This window comes from Novosphingobium sp. SG919, assembly GCF_012932495.1.
Taxonomy (GTDB): Bacteria; Pseudomonadota; Alphaproteobacteria; order Sphingomonadales; family Sphingomonadaceae; genus Novosphingobium; species Novosphingobium rhizosphaerae.
In genome coordinates, this window is the sequence record NZ_JABCNG010000002.1 from 21,889 (window position 1) to 41,420 (window position 19,532).

12 protein-coding genes are annotated in these 19,532 nt (G+C 67.0%); 7 read left to right on the forward strand and 5 right to left on the reverse strand.

All coding sequences use genetic code 11. From position 1 onward, the window contains the following. The first annotated feature begins 6 nt into the window (after positions 1–6). The gene (locus tag FHT19_RS10345) at positions 7–1,212 is read left to right on the forward strand and encodes an SGNH/GDSL hydrolase family protein (RefSeq protein WP_169475063.1); all 1,206 of its coding nucleotides are present in this window, start codon (positions 7–9) and stop codon (positions 1,210–1,212) included. A gap of 21 nt (positions 1,213–1,233) precedes the next feature. Here FHT19_RS10345 and FHT19_RS10350 read toward each other — a convergent pair whose 3' ends face one another. The 5 genes from FHT19_RS10350 to FHT19_RS10370 form a co-directional block, all read right to left on the reverse strand. Then, positions 1,234–4,032 (reverse strand): family 78 glycoside hydrolase catalytic domain, encoded by a 2,799-nt coding sequence (locus tag FHT19_RS10350; protein ID WP_169475064.1) that lies wholly within the window; start codon positions 4,030–4,032, stop codon positions 1,234–1,236. Continuing rightward, positions 4,032–7,511, reverse strand: a complete 3,480-nt coding sequence (locus tag FHT19_RS10355; protein WP_169475065.1) for a glycosyl hydrolase — start codon at positions 7,509–7,511, stop codon at positions 4,032–4,034. The genes FHT19_RS10350 and FHT19_RS10355 overlap by 1 nt, the downstream gene beginning before the upstream one ends. A gap of 93 nt (positions 7,512–7,604) precedes the next feature. After that, the gene (locus tag FHT19_RS10360) at positions 7,605–10,208 is read right to left on the reverse strand and encodes a TonB-dependent receptor (RefSeq protein WP_169475066.1); all 2,604 of its coding nucleotides are present in this window, start codon (positions 10,206–10,208) and stop codon (positions 7,605–7,607) included. A gap of 57 nt (positions 10,209–10,265) precedes the next feature. Continuing rightward, the gene (locus FHT19_RS10365; RefSeq protein WP_248290395.1) at positions 10,266–11,867 is read right to left on the reverse strand and encodes an alpha-L-fucosidase; all 1,602 of its coding nucleotides are present in this window, start codon (positions 11,865–11,867) and stop codon (positions 10,266–10,268) included. A gap of 122 nt (positions 11,868–11,989) precedes the next feature. Further along, entirely contained in the window at positions 11,990–13,081 is a 1,092-nt protein-coding gene (locus FHT19_RS10370; protein WP_248290396.1) for a carbohydrate ABC transporter substrate-binding protein, read from the reverse strand. A gap of 127 nt (positions 13,082–13,208) precedes the next feature. Between FHT19_RS10370 and FHT19_RS10375 the strand changes: the two genes are divergently transcribed. Genes FHT19_RS10375 through FHT19_RS10400 form a run of 6 tightly spaced genes read left to right on the forward strand, consistent with a single transcriptional unit; the run spans position 13,209 to position 19,526 of the window. Further along, positions 13,209–13,661, forward strand: a complete 453-nt coding sequence (locus FHT19_RS10375; protein WP_169475068.1) for a MaoC/PaaZ C-terminal domain-containing protein — start codon at positions 13,209–13,211, stop codon at positions 13,659–13,661. A gap of 4 nt (positions 13,662–13,665) precedes the next feature. Further along, complete coding sequence (locus FHT19_RS10380; RefSeq protein WP_169475069.1) at positions 13,666–14,673, forward strand: sugar ABC transporter substrate-binding protein; 1,008 nt, start codon at positions 13,666–13,668, stop codon at positions 14,671–14,673. Next, positions 14,670–16,163, forward strand: coding sequence for a sugar ABC transporter ATP-binding protein (locus tag FHT19_RS10385; RefSeq protein WP_248290397.1), 1,494 nt, complete (start codon positions 14,670–14,672; stop codon positions 16,161–16,163). The genes FHT19_RS10380 and FHT19_RS10385 overlap by 4 nt, the downstream gene beginning before the upstream one ends. Further along, the gene (locus FHT19_RS10390) at positions 16,160–17,272 is read left to right on the forward strand and encodes an ABC transporter permease (protein ID WP_169475071.1); all 1,113 of its coding nucleotides are present in this window, start codon (positions 16,160–16,162) and stop codon (positions 17,270–17,272) included. Before FHT19_RS10385 ends, FHT19_RS10390 begins: the two co-directional genes overlap by 4 nt. After that, positions 17,269–18,462 carry an extracellular solute-binding protein gene (locus tag FHT19_RS10395; RefSeq protein WP_169475072.1) on the forward strand — a complete coding sequence of 398 codons (1,194 nt, stop codon included), beginning with the start codon at positions 17,269–17,271 and terminating at the stop codon, positions 18,460–18,462. The genes FHT19_RS10390 and FHT19_RS10395 overlap by 4 nt, the downstream gene beginning before the upstream one ends. Continuing rightward, positions 18,459–19,526 (forward strand): Gfo/Idh/MocA family oxidoreductase, encoded by a 1,068-nt coding sequence (locus tag FHT19_RS10400; RefSeq protein WP_169475073.1) that lies wholly within the window; start codon positions 18,459–18,461, stop codon positions 19,524–19,526. Before FHT19_RS10395 ends, FHT19_RS10400 begins: the two co-directional genes overlap by 4 nt. Positions 19,527–19,532 lie beyond the last annotated feature (6 nt).

A 19,532-nucleotide genomic window follows, 5' to 3' on the forward strand; every position in this document is an offset into this window, starting at 1 on the left:
GAGACCATGATCCCAAGGCCCATCGCCGCACTGGCCCTGCTGGGCGCGCCCCTGCTGCTGGCGGCCAGCCCGCCACCCCAGGCCGATTGGGCCGCCGGATGGTTCAGCGCGCCTTTCGCGCCGATTGCCGGCCAGCCGGGCGGCACGCCCGCGATCTTTGCCAACCAGACGGTGCGCCAGGTCTTGCGCGTCGATGCCGCGGGAAGCGCCATCCGCCTCAAGCTGACCAACGAACTGGGGATTTCGCCCATCCGCATCGCCGGCATCCACGTTGCGCTGGTGGGGGCCGACGGGCACATCGCGGCGGGCAGCGATCACGCCGTCACCTTTGCCGGCGCGGCCGAAGCATGGATACCCACCGGGGCGCCGCTGGTCAGCGACACGGTGGATCTGCCGGTCGCGGCGCTGCAACACATCGCGATCTCGGTCTATTACAAGGACAGCGCGATGCCGGCGGCGCACCATGCCGACCTGATCGTGGCGCCAGGAGAGCAGATGGCCGTGGATGCCATGGCCGGCGCCCGGCCGCTGCGCGGGCCGGCGGTGGTTTCGCAAGTGGAAGTGGCCCGCGCCGCGCATGGCCCGGTGATCGTGGCCTTTGGCGATTCGATCACCGAAGGCGCGGCATCGACGCCGGGCAAGGACATGAGCTGGCCCCAGCAGTTCGCCGCGCGCCTGGCCGCCGATCCGCGCTATCGCGGGTGGAGCGTGGTCAACGCCGGGATGAGCGGCAATCGCCTGCTGCACGAAGGGTTCGGCCTGCCCGCGCTGGCGCGGCTCGATCGCGATGCCCTGGCGGTGAGCGGCGTTACCCATATCGTGCTGCTGGAGGGGATCAACGATATCGGCTGGTGGAACAAGCCGGACAGCGACGCAACCGCCGAACGCGTGATCGCGGCCTATCGCCAAATCGTGATGCGCGCGCACGCACGCGGCATCAAGGTGATCGGCGGCACGATCCTGCCCTACAAGGGCGCGGTCTATTTCACCCCCGAAGGCGAAGCGATGCGCCAGGCGGTCAATGCCTTCATCCGCTCCGGCGGCCTGTTCGACGGCGTGATCGATTTCGAAAAGGCTGCGGCCGATCCAACCGATCCGGCACGAATCGATCCCCGCCTTGAGCCAGGCGATCACCTTCACCCCAACGACGCCGGCTATGCAGCGCTGGCCGGCACCATCAGCACATCGCTGTTCGAACCGGCGCGCCACTGATCGGCACGGCGGCCCGCGCGCTCAATCTGCCGCGCGGGCCGTCCAGCGGTAATGGCCCGAACCGAGCACGATCGCCGGGCCCGCCGCAAATCCTTTGACGCCGGGCACACGCGCCGGCGGACGGCCCTGTTCGCGCAGAGTGCCGGGCACTGCGTGCGCCAGCACCAGGTGCGCCTGCCGGCCGGCAGGCACCGCCACGTCCACCGTCAAGATACCCGCCTCCTGCCGCCAGGCGCACGAAAGCACGCCTTCGCGCAGGCGGTGGCTGGCGGCGACGCTGCCCAGGCCCGGCAGGATCTGTGGCGCCACGCGCAACGCCGCAGCGTGTGTGCGACCATGATCGATATCGAGCCCGGCGAGCCGGCGATAGAACCAGTCCTCGGCCTGCCCCAGCATGAAATGGTTCAGCGATTTCGTCGGATTGGCGTCCCACGCCTCGGTCAGGGCGGTGGCGCCGCGCGCCAGTTGCATGGCATATCCGGGGCGATCGCGGACCTTGAGCATAGCGAGGATCACATCGTCGCGCCCGGCGGCGGCGAGGGCATCGAGCACGTAGCGATAGCCGATGTCGCCCGCCGTCACGCTATTGCCCTCGCGCCGGATGGCTGCGATCAGCGCGGTCAGCGCGGCCTGGCGCTGCGCCGGGGGTACGAGATCGAGCGCCAGCGGCATGGCCTGCGCGGTCTGGCTGCCGCGTTCATAGCGGCCCGTGGCAGGATCGAGGAAACGGGCGTTGAACTGCCGCGTGACCCGCGCCGCCTGCGCCGCAAAATCGGCAGCCTGCGCACCCTGGCCAACCAGCGGTGCAATCCGCGCCATGGCCTGGAGGCAGGCAATCCGCGTGGCCGTGCCCACCAGTGCGCGCGAGGTCAGTTGCGCTTCGCCAGGCTCGTTGGGGCCAAGATCGTACCAGTCACCCATGCCGAAATCGACAGTGCCCTCCACCGCGCGCGCGGCAAGATAGGCGCAATAGCGCTGCGCCGCAGGCCAGGCGGCCGCCAGCAGCGTGGCATCGCCGCCAAGGCGATAGGCAGCCCAGGGTGCCTGCACGGCCGCGGCGCCCCATTCGGGCGAATTGCGCCAGACCTGATCCCGGCCCTGGTCATCCTGGAACGCGACATATTCGGGCGCGATGCCCGGCACCATGCCATCATCCTGCTGCGCCTCGGCAATATCGCACACCAGCTTGTCATAAAGCGGTGCGGCATCGCGGTTGTAGAGAACGGTCGGCGCGTTGAGATAGGTCTGCTCCAGCCAGCCAAGCTTTTCACGGTGCGGGCAATCGGTGAGGACCGAGACCATGTTGCTCGTTACCGCCTGGTCGATCAGGCCGTGAATGCCATTGAGCAGCCGATCATCGGTATGGAACTGGCCCACCCGCGCCAGATCGGCATGCAGCACCAAACCTTCCACCGCGCTGATCGCGGCGCGGGGCAAGCCACGCAGCTCCAGCCAGCGAAAGCCGTGATAGGTAAACAGCGGCTCGAAACGCTCGGGCCCACGACCGGCGCAGACGGAGGTGAACTGCACGCCGTTGCCCGGCCCGGCGTTGAAGCTGCGCTGGCTCACGCGGCCCTGGTCGTCCAGCGCCTCGCCCGGCACCACGGTCAGCGTGGCGCCGGCAGGCGCATCGACGACGATGCGCGGCCGGCCCGCAAAGTTCACGCCGAAATCGACCAGCACGACATCCGGCGCAATCTCGGCCATCGAAACGGGAGCCAGGCTGCGCGCCGCCACCACCGGCGGCACCATGCCTGCGCGCAAGGCACCGCCCGGCCCAGGCACCTGGTGCACCGGCTGCCAGGCGCGATCGTCGAAGCCGGGCTCCATCCAGCCCGGCGGCACCAGCCGCGCGTCCCAATCCTCGCCGCCATAGATCGAGGAGAAGCGGATCGGCCCTTCCAGCCAACGCCACAGCGCATCGCTGGTGACCTGTTCGACACGGCCGTCGGCGTGTTCGATAGTCATCGCCAGAATCGCCTTGGGCTGGCCGAAGCTGTCGAGAAACTTGGTATAGCGCCCGGTCTTTGCCTCCACGTTGTACATGCCGTTGCCCAGCATCATGGCAAGCACGTTCTCCCCGGCGGCAAGCAGCGCGGTGACATCATAGGTGTCGTACAGCACGCTGCGGCGATAGTTGCTCCATCCTGGCGCCAGGGCCACTCGGCCCACGCGCTGGCCGTTGATGGCCAGGCCATATTGGCCAAGCCCGCAGACGGACACCACCGCCCGGCGTGGCGAAGCAGCCAGGCGAAACGCGCGCCGCATGATCGGCAAGGGCCGTGCAGGTACCATGTCTGCGCGCGCCTGCCCCTGGCGATGGGGCGGCACGGCAACATCGGGCCTGGCCGCAATCCAGGCCGCCGGCCACTGCGAGGTGGCGAGCATGCCGGTGAGAAACGCCGCCGGGGCGCTCCATGGGCTTGGCCGGCCCGCCGCGTCATAGACGCGAACCGCCCACCAATAGGCGCGGTGGCTTTCTAGCGGCAGCGGCTGCGCGGGCAGCGCCAGGGTTTGGGGCCCCGCATTGGGCGCGCCGCACCACAGCGCGCCACGGCCGGCAGCAACGGCCGCGCGGTCGGTGCCGCCCACGATCTCGAACCCTGCCTGCACAAGGCCCCGCGCCCGCGCCTCGCGCGCCGCCAGCGCCCAGGAAAAGCGCGGACGCAACCGGTCGAGCCCGGATGGATCAACCAGCCCTTCGACCCGTAGGTCTTGCGCCTGGAGATCACCGGGCGGCGCCAGCCCGGCCCTTGAATGCGCGGCGGTGAACGGAAGCGCGCCCATGGTCGCCATCGCCGTGCGCCGGTCCAGCGCCATCAGGCGGGTATCTCCACCAACACTTCGGGGACGATCCGCACCGGTCCCGCCAGGCCCGCCGGCAACAGCGCGGCGTCTTGCGCAGGCAGCCAGTCCTTGGTGCCGCGCAGACGGGGATAGACCCAGGCAATGCGCTCTGCCTCGGGCAAGGCGCGATCACCGACCAGGCGATTGTGCCACACGTTGGTGACGGTAATGCCAATCGCATTGCGGCCCGGATGCAGGAAATCGGTGATGTCCAGCCGGAACGGAGCCATCCAGCGCAAGCCGGCGCGGCGGCCGTTTACCGTCACCTCGGCTATCTCGTGTACCGTGCCAAGCTCAAGGATCAAGCGGCGATCGCGGGCAAACTGGCCGCGCGGCAGATCGACCTGCGTGACATAGCACCCTGATCCGGCATGAAACCGCACGCGGTCGGGGCCAAGGTCGCTCCACAGTGCGGGTTGGGCCAGGTCGATCCGGTCCGCAGGCGCCCGCCAACCGGCAAAGCGCAAAGTCCAGGGCTGATCCAGCAGGATCGGCGGCAGTGCCGGCACCGCCGGCGCCAGTGCGCGTCCATCGGAACGGCGCAAGGCCGCAATGCCGCCACCCGCCAGCGCAAGCCGCCCGGCCTGCCAGCACAGCCGCTGGCCACGATCGAGGTGCGCATCTGCCAGATGCGGCGCCATCCGCTGCTGGCCCAGCACGATGAAGCGGCTTTCGCCCGGCGCCAATCGCAAGGGCAGCACGGTGCGCGCAGCGTCCTGCCGCCAGACCGGCGCGGCCATGCGCTCGCCTTCCAGTGCATCCCAGATGGCCACGTGGCTGGCCTTGGCGCGCAGCGACAGATCGGTGTCCACCGCCGCCGCGCCGGTATTGGCAACGAAATAGACGTCGCTCGCGCCGTCGCGCCGGTGGGTCCACTCCAGCCCTGCCGCATCCGGAGCCGCAAGGTCTGCGGCAATGCCCATATCTTGCAACACTTGTGCTGGCGTCTGGCCCCACACCACGCGCCCCGCGCCCAGCCGCGTTTCCCCCTGGTCGCTGCTGCCAGGCCATAGCCGTTTGCACAGGCTGGCAAACGGCCCGGCGTCCGGCTCCAGCCCCACCGGGCCAAGCGGCCTTGGCCCCAGCACCGTGGCGCCGGCCTGCACCAGCCGTTCCAACGCGGCCAGGAACACGCTGGAATAGCGCGCGCCGGTGCGCAGCACGAGCAGGCGATAGCGCATGCCACCGGGCAATACGATCGCACCGTCTTCCACGCCAGCCAGCCGCACCAGCGCGTCGCGGTTGATGGAATCATAGGCAATGCCATCGGGCAGCGGCCCATCGAGTTGATGGGGCAGCAACGCCCGGTTGGGCACTTCTTCGCCCGTGAACACCGCCACGTCGCTGATTGGCACACCGCGCTGCAACACCGCCTGACAGCGCCGCAGGTAATCAAACCAACCGTGCGCCTCGGCCCACCAGGTCTGGGTGCGGCTGAACACCGTGCCGATGCCGTTGAGCGTCATGCCCGGCGCGCGATCGAGAAACGGCTGCGCGGTATAAACGTGCAGCATGAAGCGATTGATGCCCCGGCAATAATGCTGGTCACCCAGCGGCTTGAGCATCGCGGGATGTTCGTCCCAGCGGATGTCGTTTTCGGTGAAGCTTTCCGTGGCGATGATGCGCTTGCCATAGATGCGGCCACCCGAAACGGCGTCCGCCACGTCGGTCGGCTTGTCGTTGCGCGGCGTGCGCAGCCAGAATTCGCCCATCGGCACGTCGGTCGCCTCGGCCCAGCGCAAGCCGTCGACCGCATACGTTGGGCTGGCCGGCTCACCACTGAACCGACAGCCACGCGCATGGGCAAGGCTCGCCACTGTGGCGAAGAATTCACTTTGCGTAAGATCGGCCACGGTCTGGCGGAAATCGTGCAGCACCGCTTCGCTGCGCGCCGCGCTCGCCACCGGCACCCCGGCCAACACCGGCAACCAGCGCATCAGGGTATAACCGCGCAGCGCCTGGAACCGATCGGGGAAATCGGCAGTCCAGTTCTGCCCGCTCGCCTCCCAGCTATCGACGTGCACAGTGTCGAGCACTTTGCCAGCCCGCGCCGGGCCGATGCGATCGAGCGCCGCCCCGAACCAGCGATCGAACTGCATGGTAACCGCGTTGCGGTTGAACCGGTCCACTTCCAATCCTTGCGCGCCGCCGGCCGCGGAATTCTCGCGGCCATTGCTGGTGTGCCCCAGGCGCAGAATCCGCCAACGTCCCGGTGGCGGCGTCCAATCCAGGGTGCCGTCTGGCGCCATGCGATCGCTGAGATCTACGATCGTGGCCGGATCGACGCACACCGCATCGGGCACGTCGCGCGCATCGGTGCGGCGGCTGATCGACCATTGCGCCGCCGTCTTGCCCACGATCTGGTGGATTTCCGGGCGCGCCGAAAGCTCCAGGCTGAACAAGCGCAAGCGCACGTCCTGGCCGAAATCGTAATTCTCGAAATAGGGGCCCGGTGCCTGCGGTTCGTGGCGGAAACGGAAGATCTTCGCGGTGGTTTGGGGCAGCGCGTGGGTCAGCGTGGTAAGGTCGGTCTGCCAGCCGTGTTGCGGATATTCGAGGCGACCGACCGGGCGGAACGCCACGCCGTCGTCGCTCGCTTCGACCCACAGCGAATTGGCGGCGCGATAGACACCGGGCGAATAGCCCCACGGCGATGGCGTCCGCACCGTGACGGAGCGCAATGTAAACGGCCGGTCGAAAGCGAAATCGATATGGCCGGCCTCGGTCGTGTCGAAAATATCCTTGTCGTTGCCAGGATCCAGGATGCGCGACAGGTCTGGCCCGGCCAGCGGCAGGTCTGCGCGCACGCGCGGCTTGCGGGTGATGCTGCTTTCGTCCAGCGCCTCGGGCCAGGGAAAGGCGAGCAAGGCAATATCGCGATACCAGTTGCGGCGCATGGGCGGCGGCGCCAACCGGATCGCCTGCTGCCGGCCGGTCGCGCGCGCTTCGGAGAACGTCAGCACCTGCATCGACAGATCGGGCGTGATCCAGGGCCCGCTCGCCGTGGCCCAGCCATCGCAGATATTGAGCGAAAGGGTGATGCCCAGCCGCTCGGCCTGCGCCACGGCATGGTCGATCAAGCCCCACCATTGCGGGGTCAGGGCATCGGCGGGAGGATCGACCAGCGGCGGCTTGGGCGATGCGCCAATGGCAAAGACCATCGCGGTGGAAATACCGTTGGCGTGCATCGCTTCAAGATCGGCAGTGATGCCTGCGCTGGTCACCGCGCCGTCCAGCCAGTACCAATAGACGCCCGGCCCCGCCTCGCGCGGGGGGTTATCAAAGGCTCTGGCCCAATCGCCGGCCGGCGCTGCCGCATCGTCGCCCGCCTTGGCCGGTACGGCATGGCTTGCGCCCGCATAAAGCAACGCCGCCGATCCACCCACCAAGGCGGATCGGCGATCCAGGTTGATACCGCGCCCCGGGTTCGGGAATTCAGGCGTTGTTGACATGAATTGCCTTTGTCTGGGCCAAAGCTCGTGCGCCTGCGGGCGCTCCGCACGGGCAGGCGCTCATGGCGAAAGCCTGCCCGATAGAGGTGCGCATCACAACTTGAAGCGAACCCCGAAGATGATCTGGCGATCGTCGATCTGGGTTTCGTGCGGCCGGCTGTCGATATTGTTGTAATAGGACCGGCGGATCACGCGGGTAAGGTTGTTGCCTTCCAGGCTGATCGTCACGCGGGGCGTCACGTCATAGCCGATCGAGGCGGCCAGCCAGCCATAGCCGCGCCGGAAGCTGGGCTGCCCCACCCCGTTGAACAGATAGGTGCTGTCGAAATAAGTGCTGCGCCAGTTGTAGGCGACGCGGGCGGACACGCCGTATTTCTCGTACATCCCCACCAGGTTGTAGGTGTGCTTGGACAGGCCCTGCAATGGCGTGGTCTGCCCGACGATAGACGAGGTCGTCTTGCTATCGACATAAGTATAGTTGGCCTGGAGACCCAGACCCGACAGCGCGCCGGGCAGGAAATCGAAGAACTGCTGATAACCCACTTCGGCGCCCTTTATCTCGCCACCCTGGTTGTTGTCGGGTCGGCTGATCGTATAGGTGATGCCATCATAGACTTCGACCGACGGGTTGACCGAGATGAAGTTGCGCACCTTCTTGTAGAACAGCGCGCCATAGAGCGAGGAGCCGCGCGCGAAATAGTATTCTAGCGAGGCGTCGAGCTGGTCGGCCTTGAGCGGCTTGAGATAGGGATTGCCGGCCGATCCGTTCTGCTGCACCGAATTGAGCGTGAGCGAGGGCGAAAGATCGCTGAAGTTGGGCCGTGTGACCACTTTCGACGCGGCCAGCCGCAGCTTGAGCTTGTCGGTCAGGTTGAAGCGGATATTGGCCGAAGGCAGGAAATCATCGTAGCTGGAATTGACCGAGATCGGCCCGACCCCGCCGCCCGAAAGCGTGCGATTGCCATTGAGCGCGGTCTGCGTGTGCACATAGCGCAGGCCGACATTGCCATCGACCAGGCCATTGGGCGTCCCAAAGCGCGCCATGGCATACAGCGCCGTGGTCTTTTCCGTGACACGGTAGAACGCCAGCGGCCCATCGACCGGATCGGTGGCGGTAAAGCCCAGCGCCGTCTGCACTTCGCTCAGGTGATCGCGCAGCATGGGCACGGGGATGACCAAGTAGTTCGAGAGCAGCGGCGTGCCCTGCGAGGCGCGACTGAAGAAATCGCTGGCAGGGTTAGCCGCCAGGATCGACGGAGCCGCCGTGCCCGGTGCGCCGCTGAACAGGAAGAAGCTGGTCTGGTTGGATTGCGCCGAGCGGTTGCCATAGCGGAAACCGACATCGATCGCCTTGAGGAAGCCACCATCCACGGCATAGGACGCATCGAGCGTACCGGCGAACTGGTCAGCCTTGTTTTGCGTGCCCTGGTAGAGCAGGAACTGGAAATTGGTGTTGGACTGGCTGAGCAGGTCATAGCCATTGGCGCTCGAACCGGGCACGAACGCAGTGTTGTCCACCGAGAAGCGCGGGATCGTGGCGCCGGTGAAGCCGCTGTTGAACACCACGGAACCGGTGGCCTTGGTATAGCTGATGTCGGTCGACACGGTCAGCTTGTCGTTGGTCCATTTGCCGCCGCCAGCAAACTGCGTCATGCGGTCGCGCGTGTCATAGGCATAGGACAGCACGGTGAGCGGGGCGTTGAGATAGGTCGCCTTGGTCACATCGCCATTGGCCGCCACGGTGGCGCCCGGTTCCGCCGTCAGCCCGGCCAGGCCCACTGAACCGCCGTAATTGTCGTTGAGATTGTTGAAGCGGGCATATTGCCCTTCGAAATAGATTTCGAGATTGGGTGACGGCTTCCACTGCAACGTTCCGCTGATGCCCAGGCGCCGACGATCGCCGTAAGGCGTCACGTCATAGGCGCCGTTGGGGGCAACCACCGTCTGGCCCGGCACGATCGTGGTGCTGCTGGCCGGCGTGCCGGTGGAAATGAGGTCAGAACGGAACTTGCGCTGCTGGTACGATACGCTGACCAGGGCGCCGATCTCGCCCGCGCCGGTGTCCCAGCGATCGGCGATCAGGCCCGATATGGCTGGGGTCAGTTCCTTGGCGAGATCGGAATAGATGCCGCGCACGTTGCCGGCCACGGTCAACCCCTTGAAATCGAGCGGACGGCGCGTGCGCAGGTCGATCAACCCGCCCAGCCCGCCTTCGATGAGATTGGCCGAGGGCGACTTGTAGACGTCCAGCCCGGCCAGCAGTTCGGCGGGGATATCCTGTAGGTTGAGGCCGCGCGAACCCTGCGCGGTAAAGATCTCACGCCCGTTCAGCGTGGTGTTCACCTGGGCGAGGCAGCGCACGTAGACAGTCGAGCCTTCGCCGTAATCGCGCTCGATCTGTACGCCGGTCACGCGCTGCAGGGCATCGGTGGTGTTCTGGTCGGGCAGCTTGCCGATATCTTCGGCCACGATCGAATCCACGATCTGGCTCGCGTTGGCCTTGCGTTCCTGCGCGCTGCGCAAGCTGGCGCGCACGCCGGTGACGACGATGCCGCTATCGTCGGTGTTGGCAGCGGCAGTGGCAGTGGCAGTGGTATCGGTGGCCGTGCCCGCCGCGGTCTGCGCCAGGGCTGCTGCGCCTGGCACGATCAGCGCACCAAGCGCCGCGGTGCAGAGATAGGCTCCCACGTTCTTCATTGCATAACCTCCCCATTGTCCCAAACTTGTGTCAGCTTGTGGTGTTCGATGGCCCCGTCAGGTCTGCTTCGAGGGCGTGAATTCGATGCGCAGCGCATAAGGCATGGCGGGCTTTGCCGAGGTGGCCGGCAAGGTCAGGTGCAACCCGTCCTTTTCCTGGTGCCAGTCGATCGGCGCATCGCTGCCGAGCAGGCGCACGGACGCGATCGGCGGTACATAAGGATTACCGGCGTAGAGCACGCCGATGCGCACCTTGCCATCGGCCGGATGCGCCAGGCCCAGGGCATAGAGCCGCCCGGTGCGCGTGGTGAAGCGGATGTCTGCCGGCGTATAGGCAGGATCGCCGCCTTCCTGGAGCGAGCCGACCGCGTTGCGCGTCGGCCCTTCGCCAAACATCACCCAGGGCCGCGTGCCATAGATCGCCTCGCCATTGACAGCGAGCCAGCCACCGATCTCGTCGAGCACTTTGGTGGCTTGGTCAGGGATCGTGCCATCGGCCTTGGGGCCGACATTGAGCAACAGGTTGCCGTTCTTGGACACCACGTCCACCAGCGTCGCCACCAGGCTGGACGCGGTGCGATAATTGTCGTTCTCGACATAGCCCCAGCTCTTGATGCTGATCGACGTGTCGGTCTGCCAGGGCAGCAGCCGCAGCGCATCGAGGCGGCCGCGCTCGATATCGAACAGCGCCGAACCGGCCGGAAACGCTTCTTCCTTGTAAGTCAGCACCGGCCCCACGCCGCGTCGCGCCGCGCTGTCGTAGTAATAGGCCGCCAGCCGTTGCAGATAAGGCGTGAAAGCCGGCTGGTTGATCCACCAATCGAGATAGACGAATTCGGGATTGTACTTCTCGATCGCTTCGCCGGTTCGGGCGAGCCAATCATCGAGAAACGCTTTGGACGGCGGATTCCACTGCTCCAGGTGGTTGGGATCGGGCTCCACGCCCGGATCGGCCCCGGCCAGGGTGCGCGAGGCGGCGGGGCCATAGAGGTCGGCATAGGCCGGGTTCCACACGTCGCTGCCGGCCGGCGCCTGGCCATACCACCACCAGTGCTCCGCCCGGTGTGACGACAGGCCGAAATGCAGGTCGGCCGCACGGGCTGCCTTGGCCAGTTCGCCCACCACGTCGCGCTGCGGGCCCATCGCCGCCGCGTTCCAGCGGTTGATGGCCGAACCGTACATCGAAAATCCGTCGCAGTGTTCGGCAACCGGCACGATATAGCGGGCGCCCGCCCGCTTGAACAACGCGACCCATGCGGCGGGATCGAAGCGCTGCCCGCGAAACTGCGGGATAAAATCCTTGTATCCGGTCACTTTCTGGTCACCGAACACGCTGCGCTGGTGCACGAAATCGGCGTGCCCGGGCACATACATGTTGCGCGAGTACCATTCGCTGCCAGACGCAGGCACGGCATAGACGCCCCAATGGACGAATATGCCGAACTTGGCATCACGGTACCATTCCGGCACGCGATATGCAGCCAAGGACTGCCAGTCCGCCTTGAACGTGCCCTTTGCCACTTCCCGATCCATACGCGCGATCTGCGCCGCTGCCGCCTTGGGATCGGACGAAATGCCCGGCTGCGCCTGTGCCGGCGAGGCCAAGGCACATCCCCCGGCAAGCGCGGACACCAGCATGATGCGAGTGAGACCCTTCATGGCCGTAGCCATATCCTCAATCCTTTCGTCGCCCCTCTGCGAGGGCTGTGGACTATTTGGCAGATTGTTCGTATATGAACAAGATGTTTTTTACCGAACACACATTCACACGTTGCCAAACGTTACCGCAGGCTTTGCGCAAAGCGGTGATTGAGCGCGCGAACCAGCGATTCGGCGGGCTGTTTGCCGGCGATGGCGGCCATGATCAGGCCCGATGCCTCGTCCTGGAACGGCATGTATCCGGGGTGGCGCGGGCGTATCCACGCGCGGTCAAGCGTGGCCCGAGTCGCGCGGTAGAAATCCCGCGTCGCCGCGTTGGCCCAGCCATCGTCCCAGGCCCGGGCGTGTGCCGGCTGGCCACCGCAAGTGGCAACGATGCCGGCCTGAACGAGCCCGCTTGCCAGCCAGCGCGCGAACGCCATCGCTCCTGCAGGATCGGCCCCCAGGCGGGACACGGCAATCCCGGTGCCACCCAGAACCGAGCCGGTCGGCACGGCCCCGGCGATCGGTGCCAGATCGGCAAATGCCAGTCGAACCGGGCGAAAATCCGCCTCGGCATAGCTGACATAGCCGTAGATCAGCGGCGCGGCGACCAGCGGCGAATCCGGGCGGGCCATGTCCTCCAGCACCGCAATGGGATCGCTCTGGTCCGCGCCGGGCCCCACGCGCTCCGCCAGGGCATAGAGGTGATCCACCGCGCGCACCGCCGCTTGGGGAAACAGCACGCGCGGCTCTGGCCGCAAGGCGATGCCCATCAGGCCGCACAGCGTCATCAGGCTCATCAGGCTGTGCGGCGCGCGCAGCGGCAGGCCGATCTGGCCCGCTTCGGCATGGCGCAATACGCTGTCCCAATCACGCAAGGGCGCCGCGATCCGTTCCGGCACCCAGGCCTGCACTTGCGCCGCCGCATCGATTGGCAGCGCCCATTGCCACCCATCCCAGGCATAGCTTTCGTAAGAGCCGCCGACGCTGCCGGCGGCAGCGTCGGCATCACCGCCATCGAACGGCAGCAGCGCGCCAGATTGCGCCGCGATGCCGACGTGGGGGTGATCGATCACCACCAGGTCATACGCCTGCGCCAGGTCTTCAACCGGATGGGTTTCGAAATCCTGGAGCGAGCGCCGTTCCCACGTGATCGCCACGCCAGTCTTGCGCGCCCATTCGCGCGATGCGGCCACCAGCGGTTCGAACCCGCGCGCGTGGTCCCAGGTCATGCCTTTCATCCCATCCTCCTGCTCGATGTTGCAATCAACAACACTGGTTGACTCGCAACATGCTACAGCATATTGATAATATAAATATTATAAAAATGACAAAATAGATTTCGGAGAGGGTCGAGAGATGGTAGTCGAGCAGTTTTTCGAGGATTATGTTCTTGGCACGGAACGGCGCAGCTTTGGCCGCACGATCACCGAAACCGATTTCATCGTTCACGCCGGCCACACCGGAGACTTTTTTCCACATCACATGGATGCCGATTGGTGCGCCACGCAAGACATCGGCCAGCGCATCGCCCACGGCACGCTGATATTCAGCATCGGCATCGGCCTGACGGCCACGGTGATCAATCCTTGCGCGATGTCTTATGGCTATGACCGGCTCCGCTTCATCCGGCCGGTCCATATCGGTGACACGATCACCACGATCACCCGCATCACTGACAAGCGCGACCATCCCAAGCGCGCAGCGCAGGGCGTGGTGACCGAGGCGGTGGACATCCGCAACCAGCGGGGTGAGACCGTGCTGGCGTGCGAGCATCTCTACCTCGTCAACCGCCGCCAGGCTGTGGCCTGATCCGGTGCGCCCGGTTCGCCCCCTCCCCCTGCTGGCGGCAGCCGCGATCGTCGCGGTGGGCAGCCTTTCGCTAGTGGCCTTGGCGCGCCATGGCGATGCCGGCGACACCGGCCTTGCCGCCCCGCCGCCCGGCGCGGCGCGCTATGCCCTGTCCACCGTGGGCATGAGCTTTCCGTTCGCCGCCGCGATCGCCAAGGGGTTTCGCCAGGCCGCGCAAAAGGCCGGTGCCCGGGCCATCGTGCTCGATGGCAAGGCCAATATCCAGAAGCAGGCCAACGATATCGACGACCTGATCGCGCAGCGCCCGCAGGGCCTGGCAATCATGCCGCTGGATTCGATCGTCGCGCAAGGCTGGGTCGGCCGCGCCCAGGCGGCCCGCGTTCCGGTCGTGGCGGTTGCAGCGCTGGTGGGCGATCCGCGCCGCCGGGCCGTGACAGACGTCTATCCGGGCCTTGCCGCGCTCGTATCGCAAGACGAGGTCGCCACCGGGCGGGCGGCGGGCGATCTGGCGGCAGACATCTTGCCAGCCGGGCAAACCGCCAGGATCGCCATCGTCGAAGGGGCAGCCGGCTTTCCCGAAGTGGAGCAGCGCACACGCGGCTTTCTGGCCGGCCTTGCGGCGCGGCGAATTCCCTACGCCATCGTGGCAACCCAGCCCGGCAACTGGACACCCGAAGGGGGCGAGGCCGTCTGCCAGAACATGCTTGCCGCCAATCCGCGCATCGACCTGTTCTTCAACCAGGCCGATGACATGGTGATCGGCTGCGCGCGCGCGGTCAGGGCGGCCGGTTCGAAAGCGCGGCTGATCGGCATCGGCGGCTCGCGCCTCGCCATCGCCTCGCTCAAGGCCGGCGCGATCAATGGCACGGTGTGCTTTCAGCCAGAGGCGTTGGGCGCGCTCGCCTTTGCGGCTATGCAGCGCCCGCCCGCGCCGGGCACGCCACGGTTTCGCACTTATCCGATCCACGCCGTCACCCGCGCCACCGCCAGCGATTGCACCGGACAATGGTGAGCGCGTCCCCCCTGCTTGCGCTGCGCCATATCGCCAAGCGCTATCCCAACGGCACGCAGGCGCTGGTCGATGCGTCGCTGGAAATCCATGCGGGCGCCGTGCACGGTTTGCTGGGCGCGAACGGCGCGGGCAAATCGACCCTGATCGCTATCCTGTCCGGCGCCACCGCTGCTACGCAGGGCGAGATCGTGTGGCAGGGCCAGCCCGTCCGCTGGCGGCGCCCGGCCGATGCGCGGCGCAGCGGCGTTTCCACGCTCTACCAGCACATCCCCCTGGTGCCGACGCTTTCCGCGCTGGAAAACATCCTGCTGGATGCGCCGGGTTGGCAGCGCCATGACCGTGACCAGCGCGCCCGCGCCCGCGCGGTGGTGGCGCAGCTGGGCGATCCCTTCGCGCTAGATGCCCTTGTCGCCCACCTGCCGATCAGCGCGCGGCAGATGGTCGGCATCGCGCAATCGCTGCTTGGCGGCGCGCAAGTGCTGGTGATGGACGAACCCACCGCTTCGCTTGGCGCCAGTGACCGGGCCGCTGTGTATGACGTGGTGCGTCGCCTGGCCTACCAGGAAGGCAAGGCGATCGTATTTGTCTCGCATTTCCTGGACGAGATCCTGGCCCTGACCGACCACGTCACGATCCTGCGCGATGGCTGCGACGTGCTTCACCGCGCCACCGGCGACTTGGACGAAGCCAGCCTCGCCGCCACGATCAGCGGCCGCGACGTTGCCATGCTGGCACGGCGGCAACGCCAGGTGGGAACAGAGGTCCGGCTGGCCGTGCGCGACCTGGCCTCGCCCGCGGGCCTTTCGCCCACCACGTTCGATCTGCGTGCGGGGGAAATCCTGGGCATCGCCGGCATGCTGGGCGCGGGTCGCAGCGAACTGCTGCACGCCGTGTTCGGCGCAGATCCGCAAGCGCGCGGGCAAGTGCTGGTCGATGGCGTGCCGGTTGTGGCGGAAACCGGCGCGGCGGTCGCCGCTGGCCTGGCGCTGGTGCCCGAAGACCGCAAGCGCCAGGGCTTCGTGGCCGGTTTCAGCATTGCCGACAACATCGCCCTGCCCGGCACCGGCTGGCGTATCGACCGCGCCGCCGAACGGCAGCGGGCCGATCATGCGATCGCCACGCTGGGCATCAAGGCTGATGATGCGCAGCGGCCGGTTGGCACGCTTTCGGGCGGCAATGCGCAGAAAGTGGTGCTGGCCAAGTGGCTGACGCCGCAAACCCGCGTTCTGCTGCTGGACGAGCCGACTGCCGGCATCGATATCGGTGCGCGTATCGATATCCTCGAACAAGTGCGGCGGCTGGCCGACCAGGGCCTCGCCGTCGTGCTGGTCTCGTCGGATTTTGCAGAACTGCTGGCCTTGAGCGATCGCATCCTGGTGATGCGCGATGGCGCGGTGGTGGCCTGCGCCGATCCGGCGCGGACCAGCGAAATCGACCTCACCCTTTTGGCAAGCGGCACTGCGCCGCCTTGCGATGGAGCACCTGCATGATCGCCTCTTCACCCTGGCGGCAGAGCCTGGGCCTGCGCCAGGCCGGCGTGTTCTATGCGCTGCTGGTTCTGCTCGGCATTCTTGCCGCCCTGGCAGCCAGTCGCGGCCTGCCGCCTTATCTCGCGCCCTCGAACCTGGGCAATATCGCCTATCAGGCCTCGCTCGTCGGCATCATGGCCGTGGCCATGACGGTGATGCTGATCACCGGTGCGTTCGATCTGAGCGTGGCCTCGGTCGCCGCACTTGCGGCAGCGGTGCTGGTCGGCCTGGCCGGGCAGATCGGCTTTGTTCCGGCGCTCGGCTGCGCGCTGTGCACGGCGGCGATGGTCGGCATCTTCAACGGCGTGATCGTCGAACTGGTGGGCATCAATGCCTTCATCGTCACGCTCGGCACGCTGACCGCCGTGCGCGGGCTGGTATTGGTGGTCACCGACGGGCGCTCGCTGATGGTGGAAGATCCGCAGGTGCTGGCGCAGATGCTCGCGTTCGAAAGCACGCGGGTGCCGCTGTTCTGGGCGCTGCTGGTGCTGGGCGCGGTGGCCCTTGGCCTCGCCACGCTGCGGCGGGCCTGGGGAATAGCGCTCGCCGGGGCGGCCCTGCTCGGCCTTGCCGCCGTGCTGGGGCGTGGCTTCACGGTGGCCGCGCCGGTGGTCTATCTCATCGCCTTTACCGCCGCAGCCTGGTTCGTGATGGAGCGCACCGTGATGGGGCGGCGGCTTCAGGCCGTGGGCGGCAATGCCGAAGCGGCGCGCCTGTCCGGCATCGATGTGCGCGCCTATCGCATCGGGGCATTCGTCCTGTCGAGCCTGGCCGCCGGCTTTGCCGGGTGCCTGTTCGGCTGCCGGCTCGGCGCGATCAATCCCACCGCGATGCAGGGCGCGGAATTGACCGTGATTGCCGCCGCGATCCTGGGCGGCACCTCGCTCTATGGCGGGGCAGGCAGCGTGATCAAGACCGTTGCGGGCGCGCTGATCCTCTTTACCCTGACCAACGGGTTCAACATTCTCAACCTGGGCGCCAACTACCAGGGCATCATCGAAGGGGCGGTGATCATCATTGCTGCAGCGATCTACACCCTGGGCAACCGCAAACGCGGGGAAACACGATGACCGAAACCGTTCTGCGCATTGCCGTGCGGGAATTCGCCCCGTTCGAAAGCGCGATTGCCGCCCAGTTCGCCGATTTTGCGCGCCACGCCGGCGTCAGCGCCCGGATCGAACTGGACGTGCTCGATCTCAATGCGCTGCATCACAACGCCATAGCGCAGGGCGGCCTGGCGCGTGGGGATTATGATATCGCGTTCCTGTGTACCGATTGGCTGGCACAGGCGCAGGACATGGGCCAACTCGCCGACCTGGCCCCGTGGATGGCCCGGCGCCCGGCCTGCGATTATCCCCAAGGGTGGAGCCCCTCGCTCACCACGATGCAGGCGTTCGCGGGCGGCGTCTGGGGCCTGCCTTATCACGATGGCCCGGAATGCCTGGTCTATCGCAAGGATCTTCTCGCGGCGGCGGGCCTTGCGGTGCCGCAAACCTGGGCGCAATACCATGCCGCCGCACGGCGGCTGCACGATCCCGCGCGGGGCGTCAACGGCACGGTGCTGGCGCTGTTTCCCGATGGCCACAACGGCTTCTACGATTTCTGCATCCACATCTGGTCGCGCGGCGGGGAGCCGTTCACGGCCGCAGGCCGGCCCGATTTCGCCTCTCCCCAGGCCCACGCCGCGCTCGATTTCCTGCGCGCGTTGGCGCGAGACGATCAGGCGGTCGCGGCCGAGGCCCGCGCCACCGACAGCGTGCGATCGGGCATGATGTTCGCCGCCGGGCAGGTGGCGATGATGGCCAACTGGTTCGGCTTTGCCGCCTATGCCGACACCGCGCCCGACAGCGCGGTGCGCGGCCTGGTCGATGTGGCGCCGCTGCCGGCCGGACCGGGCGGCGGCACCGTTTCGCTCAACGTGTTCTGGGTGCTGGCCCTGGGCAGCGGGTCAGCCAACCCGGACCTGGCCTGGGATTTCATGCGGCATTGCACCCGGCCCGAGATGGACTTGCTCACCACCACCCATGGCGCAATCGGCACGCGGCGATCGACCTGGGCCGATCCGGCCGTCAACGCCGCCATTCCCTATTACCATCGCCTGGAATGGCTGCACACCTGCGCGCGTACGTTGCCCTGCACCACGCGCCTGGCGGATATCTCGCACATCATCGACGATATCCTGGGCCAGGCGGTCACCGGCGATCGGCCGACCGGCGATCTGCTGGCCGAGGCGCAACGCCGGGCGGAGGCGCTGGCATGACCGCGCCATCGGCCCCGCCGCTGCGCCAGGCATGGGATCGGCCCGCAAATCCCCGGCCGATCGTGGTGATCGGCACGGGCGGCATTGCTCGCGATGCCCATCTTCCCGCCTATCGCAAGGCTGGCCTGCCGGTGTGCGGCGTCTATGATCCCGATCAGGCCCGCGCCGCTGCCCTCGCTGCGGAATTCGGCGTCGCGCATGTCTATCCCACGCTCGCCAGCGCCGCCGCACAGGCCGACGCCGTGTTCGACGTGGCCGCACCGCCAGTGGCGCACCTTGCCATCCTGGAAGCGCTGCCGCTGGGCGCCACAGTGCTGTTGCAAAAGCCCATGGGCCTTGACCTCGACGCCGCGCGGGCGATCCGCAGCACGGTGCACGCGCGGGGCCAGACGGCCGCGGTCAATTTCCAGTTGCGCTATGCGCCGATGATGCTGGCCCTGGCAGACTGCCTCGCGCGCGGCAATCTGGGCACGCTGCTGGAAATCGAAGTGCATCTCAACCTGGCTACGCCCTGGCACCTGTTTCCGCACCTCGTGCCCAACCCGCGCGTCGAAATCGTGTCGCACTCGATCCATTACCTCGATGCGATCCGCGCGCTGGCCGGCAATCCGCGCGGCGTCTTTGCGCGCGGCTTTGGCTATCCCGGCAGCCCGCTCGCCGATACGCGCACCACGATCATCCTCGATTACCCCGCGCCGCTGCGCGTCACGCTGTCGATCAACCATCACCACGATTTCGCGCGGCGGTTCCAGGATGCCGCCTTCCGCGTGGAGGGGACCGAAGGCGCCGCGATGGTTAAGCTTGGCCTGCTGCTCGATTATCCGGTGGGGGAGCCAGACGAACTGTGGATCGTGCGGCGCGGCGGCGATTGGCAACAGGTGCCGCTGGCCGGCGGCTGGTTTCCCGACGCATTCCTGGGTCCGATGTGCAACCTGCAACGCTTTGCCAGCGGCGAAGACACCCGCCTTGCCACCCACGTCGATGATGCCTGGCAGACGATGGCGCTGGTCGAGGCCTGCTATGCCGCGGCGCGCCAGCCCGCTTTTCCCATCCCGCAGGATTGAACCACC

Bases quoted from the DNA above. Each gene is read 5' to 3' on its own strand.
- FHT19_RS10350 (WP_169475064.1), bottom strand. From the start codon at position 4,032: ATGGCGCTGGACCGGCGCACGGCGATGGCGACCATGGGCGCGCTTCCG.
- FHT19_RS10370 (WP_248290396.1), bottom strand. From the start codon at position 13,081: ATGACCTGGGACCACGCGCGCGGGTTCGAACCGCTGGTGGCCGCATCG.
- FHT19_RS10400 (WP_169475073.1), top strand. From the start codon at position 18,459: ATGACCGCGCCATCGGCCCCGCCGCTGCGCCAGGCATGGGATCGGCCC.
- FHT19_RS10390 (WP_169475071.1), top strand. From the start codon at position 16,160: ATGATCGCCTCTTCACCCTGGCGGCAGAGCCTGGGCCTGCGCCAGGCC.
- FHT19_RS10360 (WP_169475066.1), bottom strand. From the start codon at position 10,208: ATGAAGAACGTGGGAGCCTATCTCTGCACCGCGGCGCTTGGTGCGCTG.
- FHT19_RS10355 (WP_169475065.1), bottom strand. From the start codon at position 7,511: ATGTCAACAACGCCTGAATTCCCGAACCCGGGGCGCGGTATCAACCTG.
- FHT19_RS10365 (WP_248290395.1), bottom strand. From the start codon at position 11,867: ATGAAGGGTCTCACTCGCATCATGCTGGTGTCCGCGCTTGCCGGGGGA.
- FHT19_RS10375 (WP_169475068.1), top strand. From the start codon at position 13,209: ATGGTAGTCGAGCAGTTTTTCGAGGATTATGTTCTTGGCACGGAACGG.
- FHT19_RS10345 (WP_169475063.1), top strand. From the start codon at position 7: ATGATCCCAAGGCCCATCGCCGCACTGGCCCTGCTGGGCGCGCCCCTG.
- FHT19_RS10395 (WP_169475072.1), top strand. From the start codon at position 17,269: ATGACCGAAACCGTTCTGCGCATTGCCGTGCGGGAATTCGCCCCGTTC.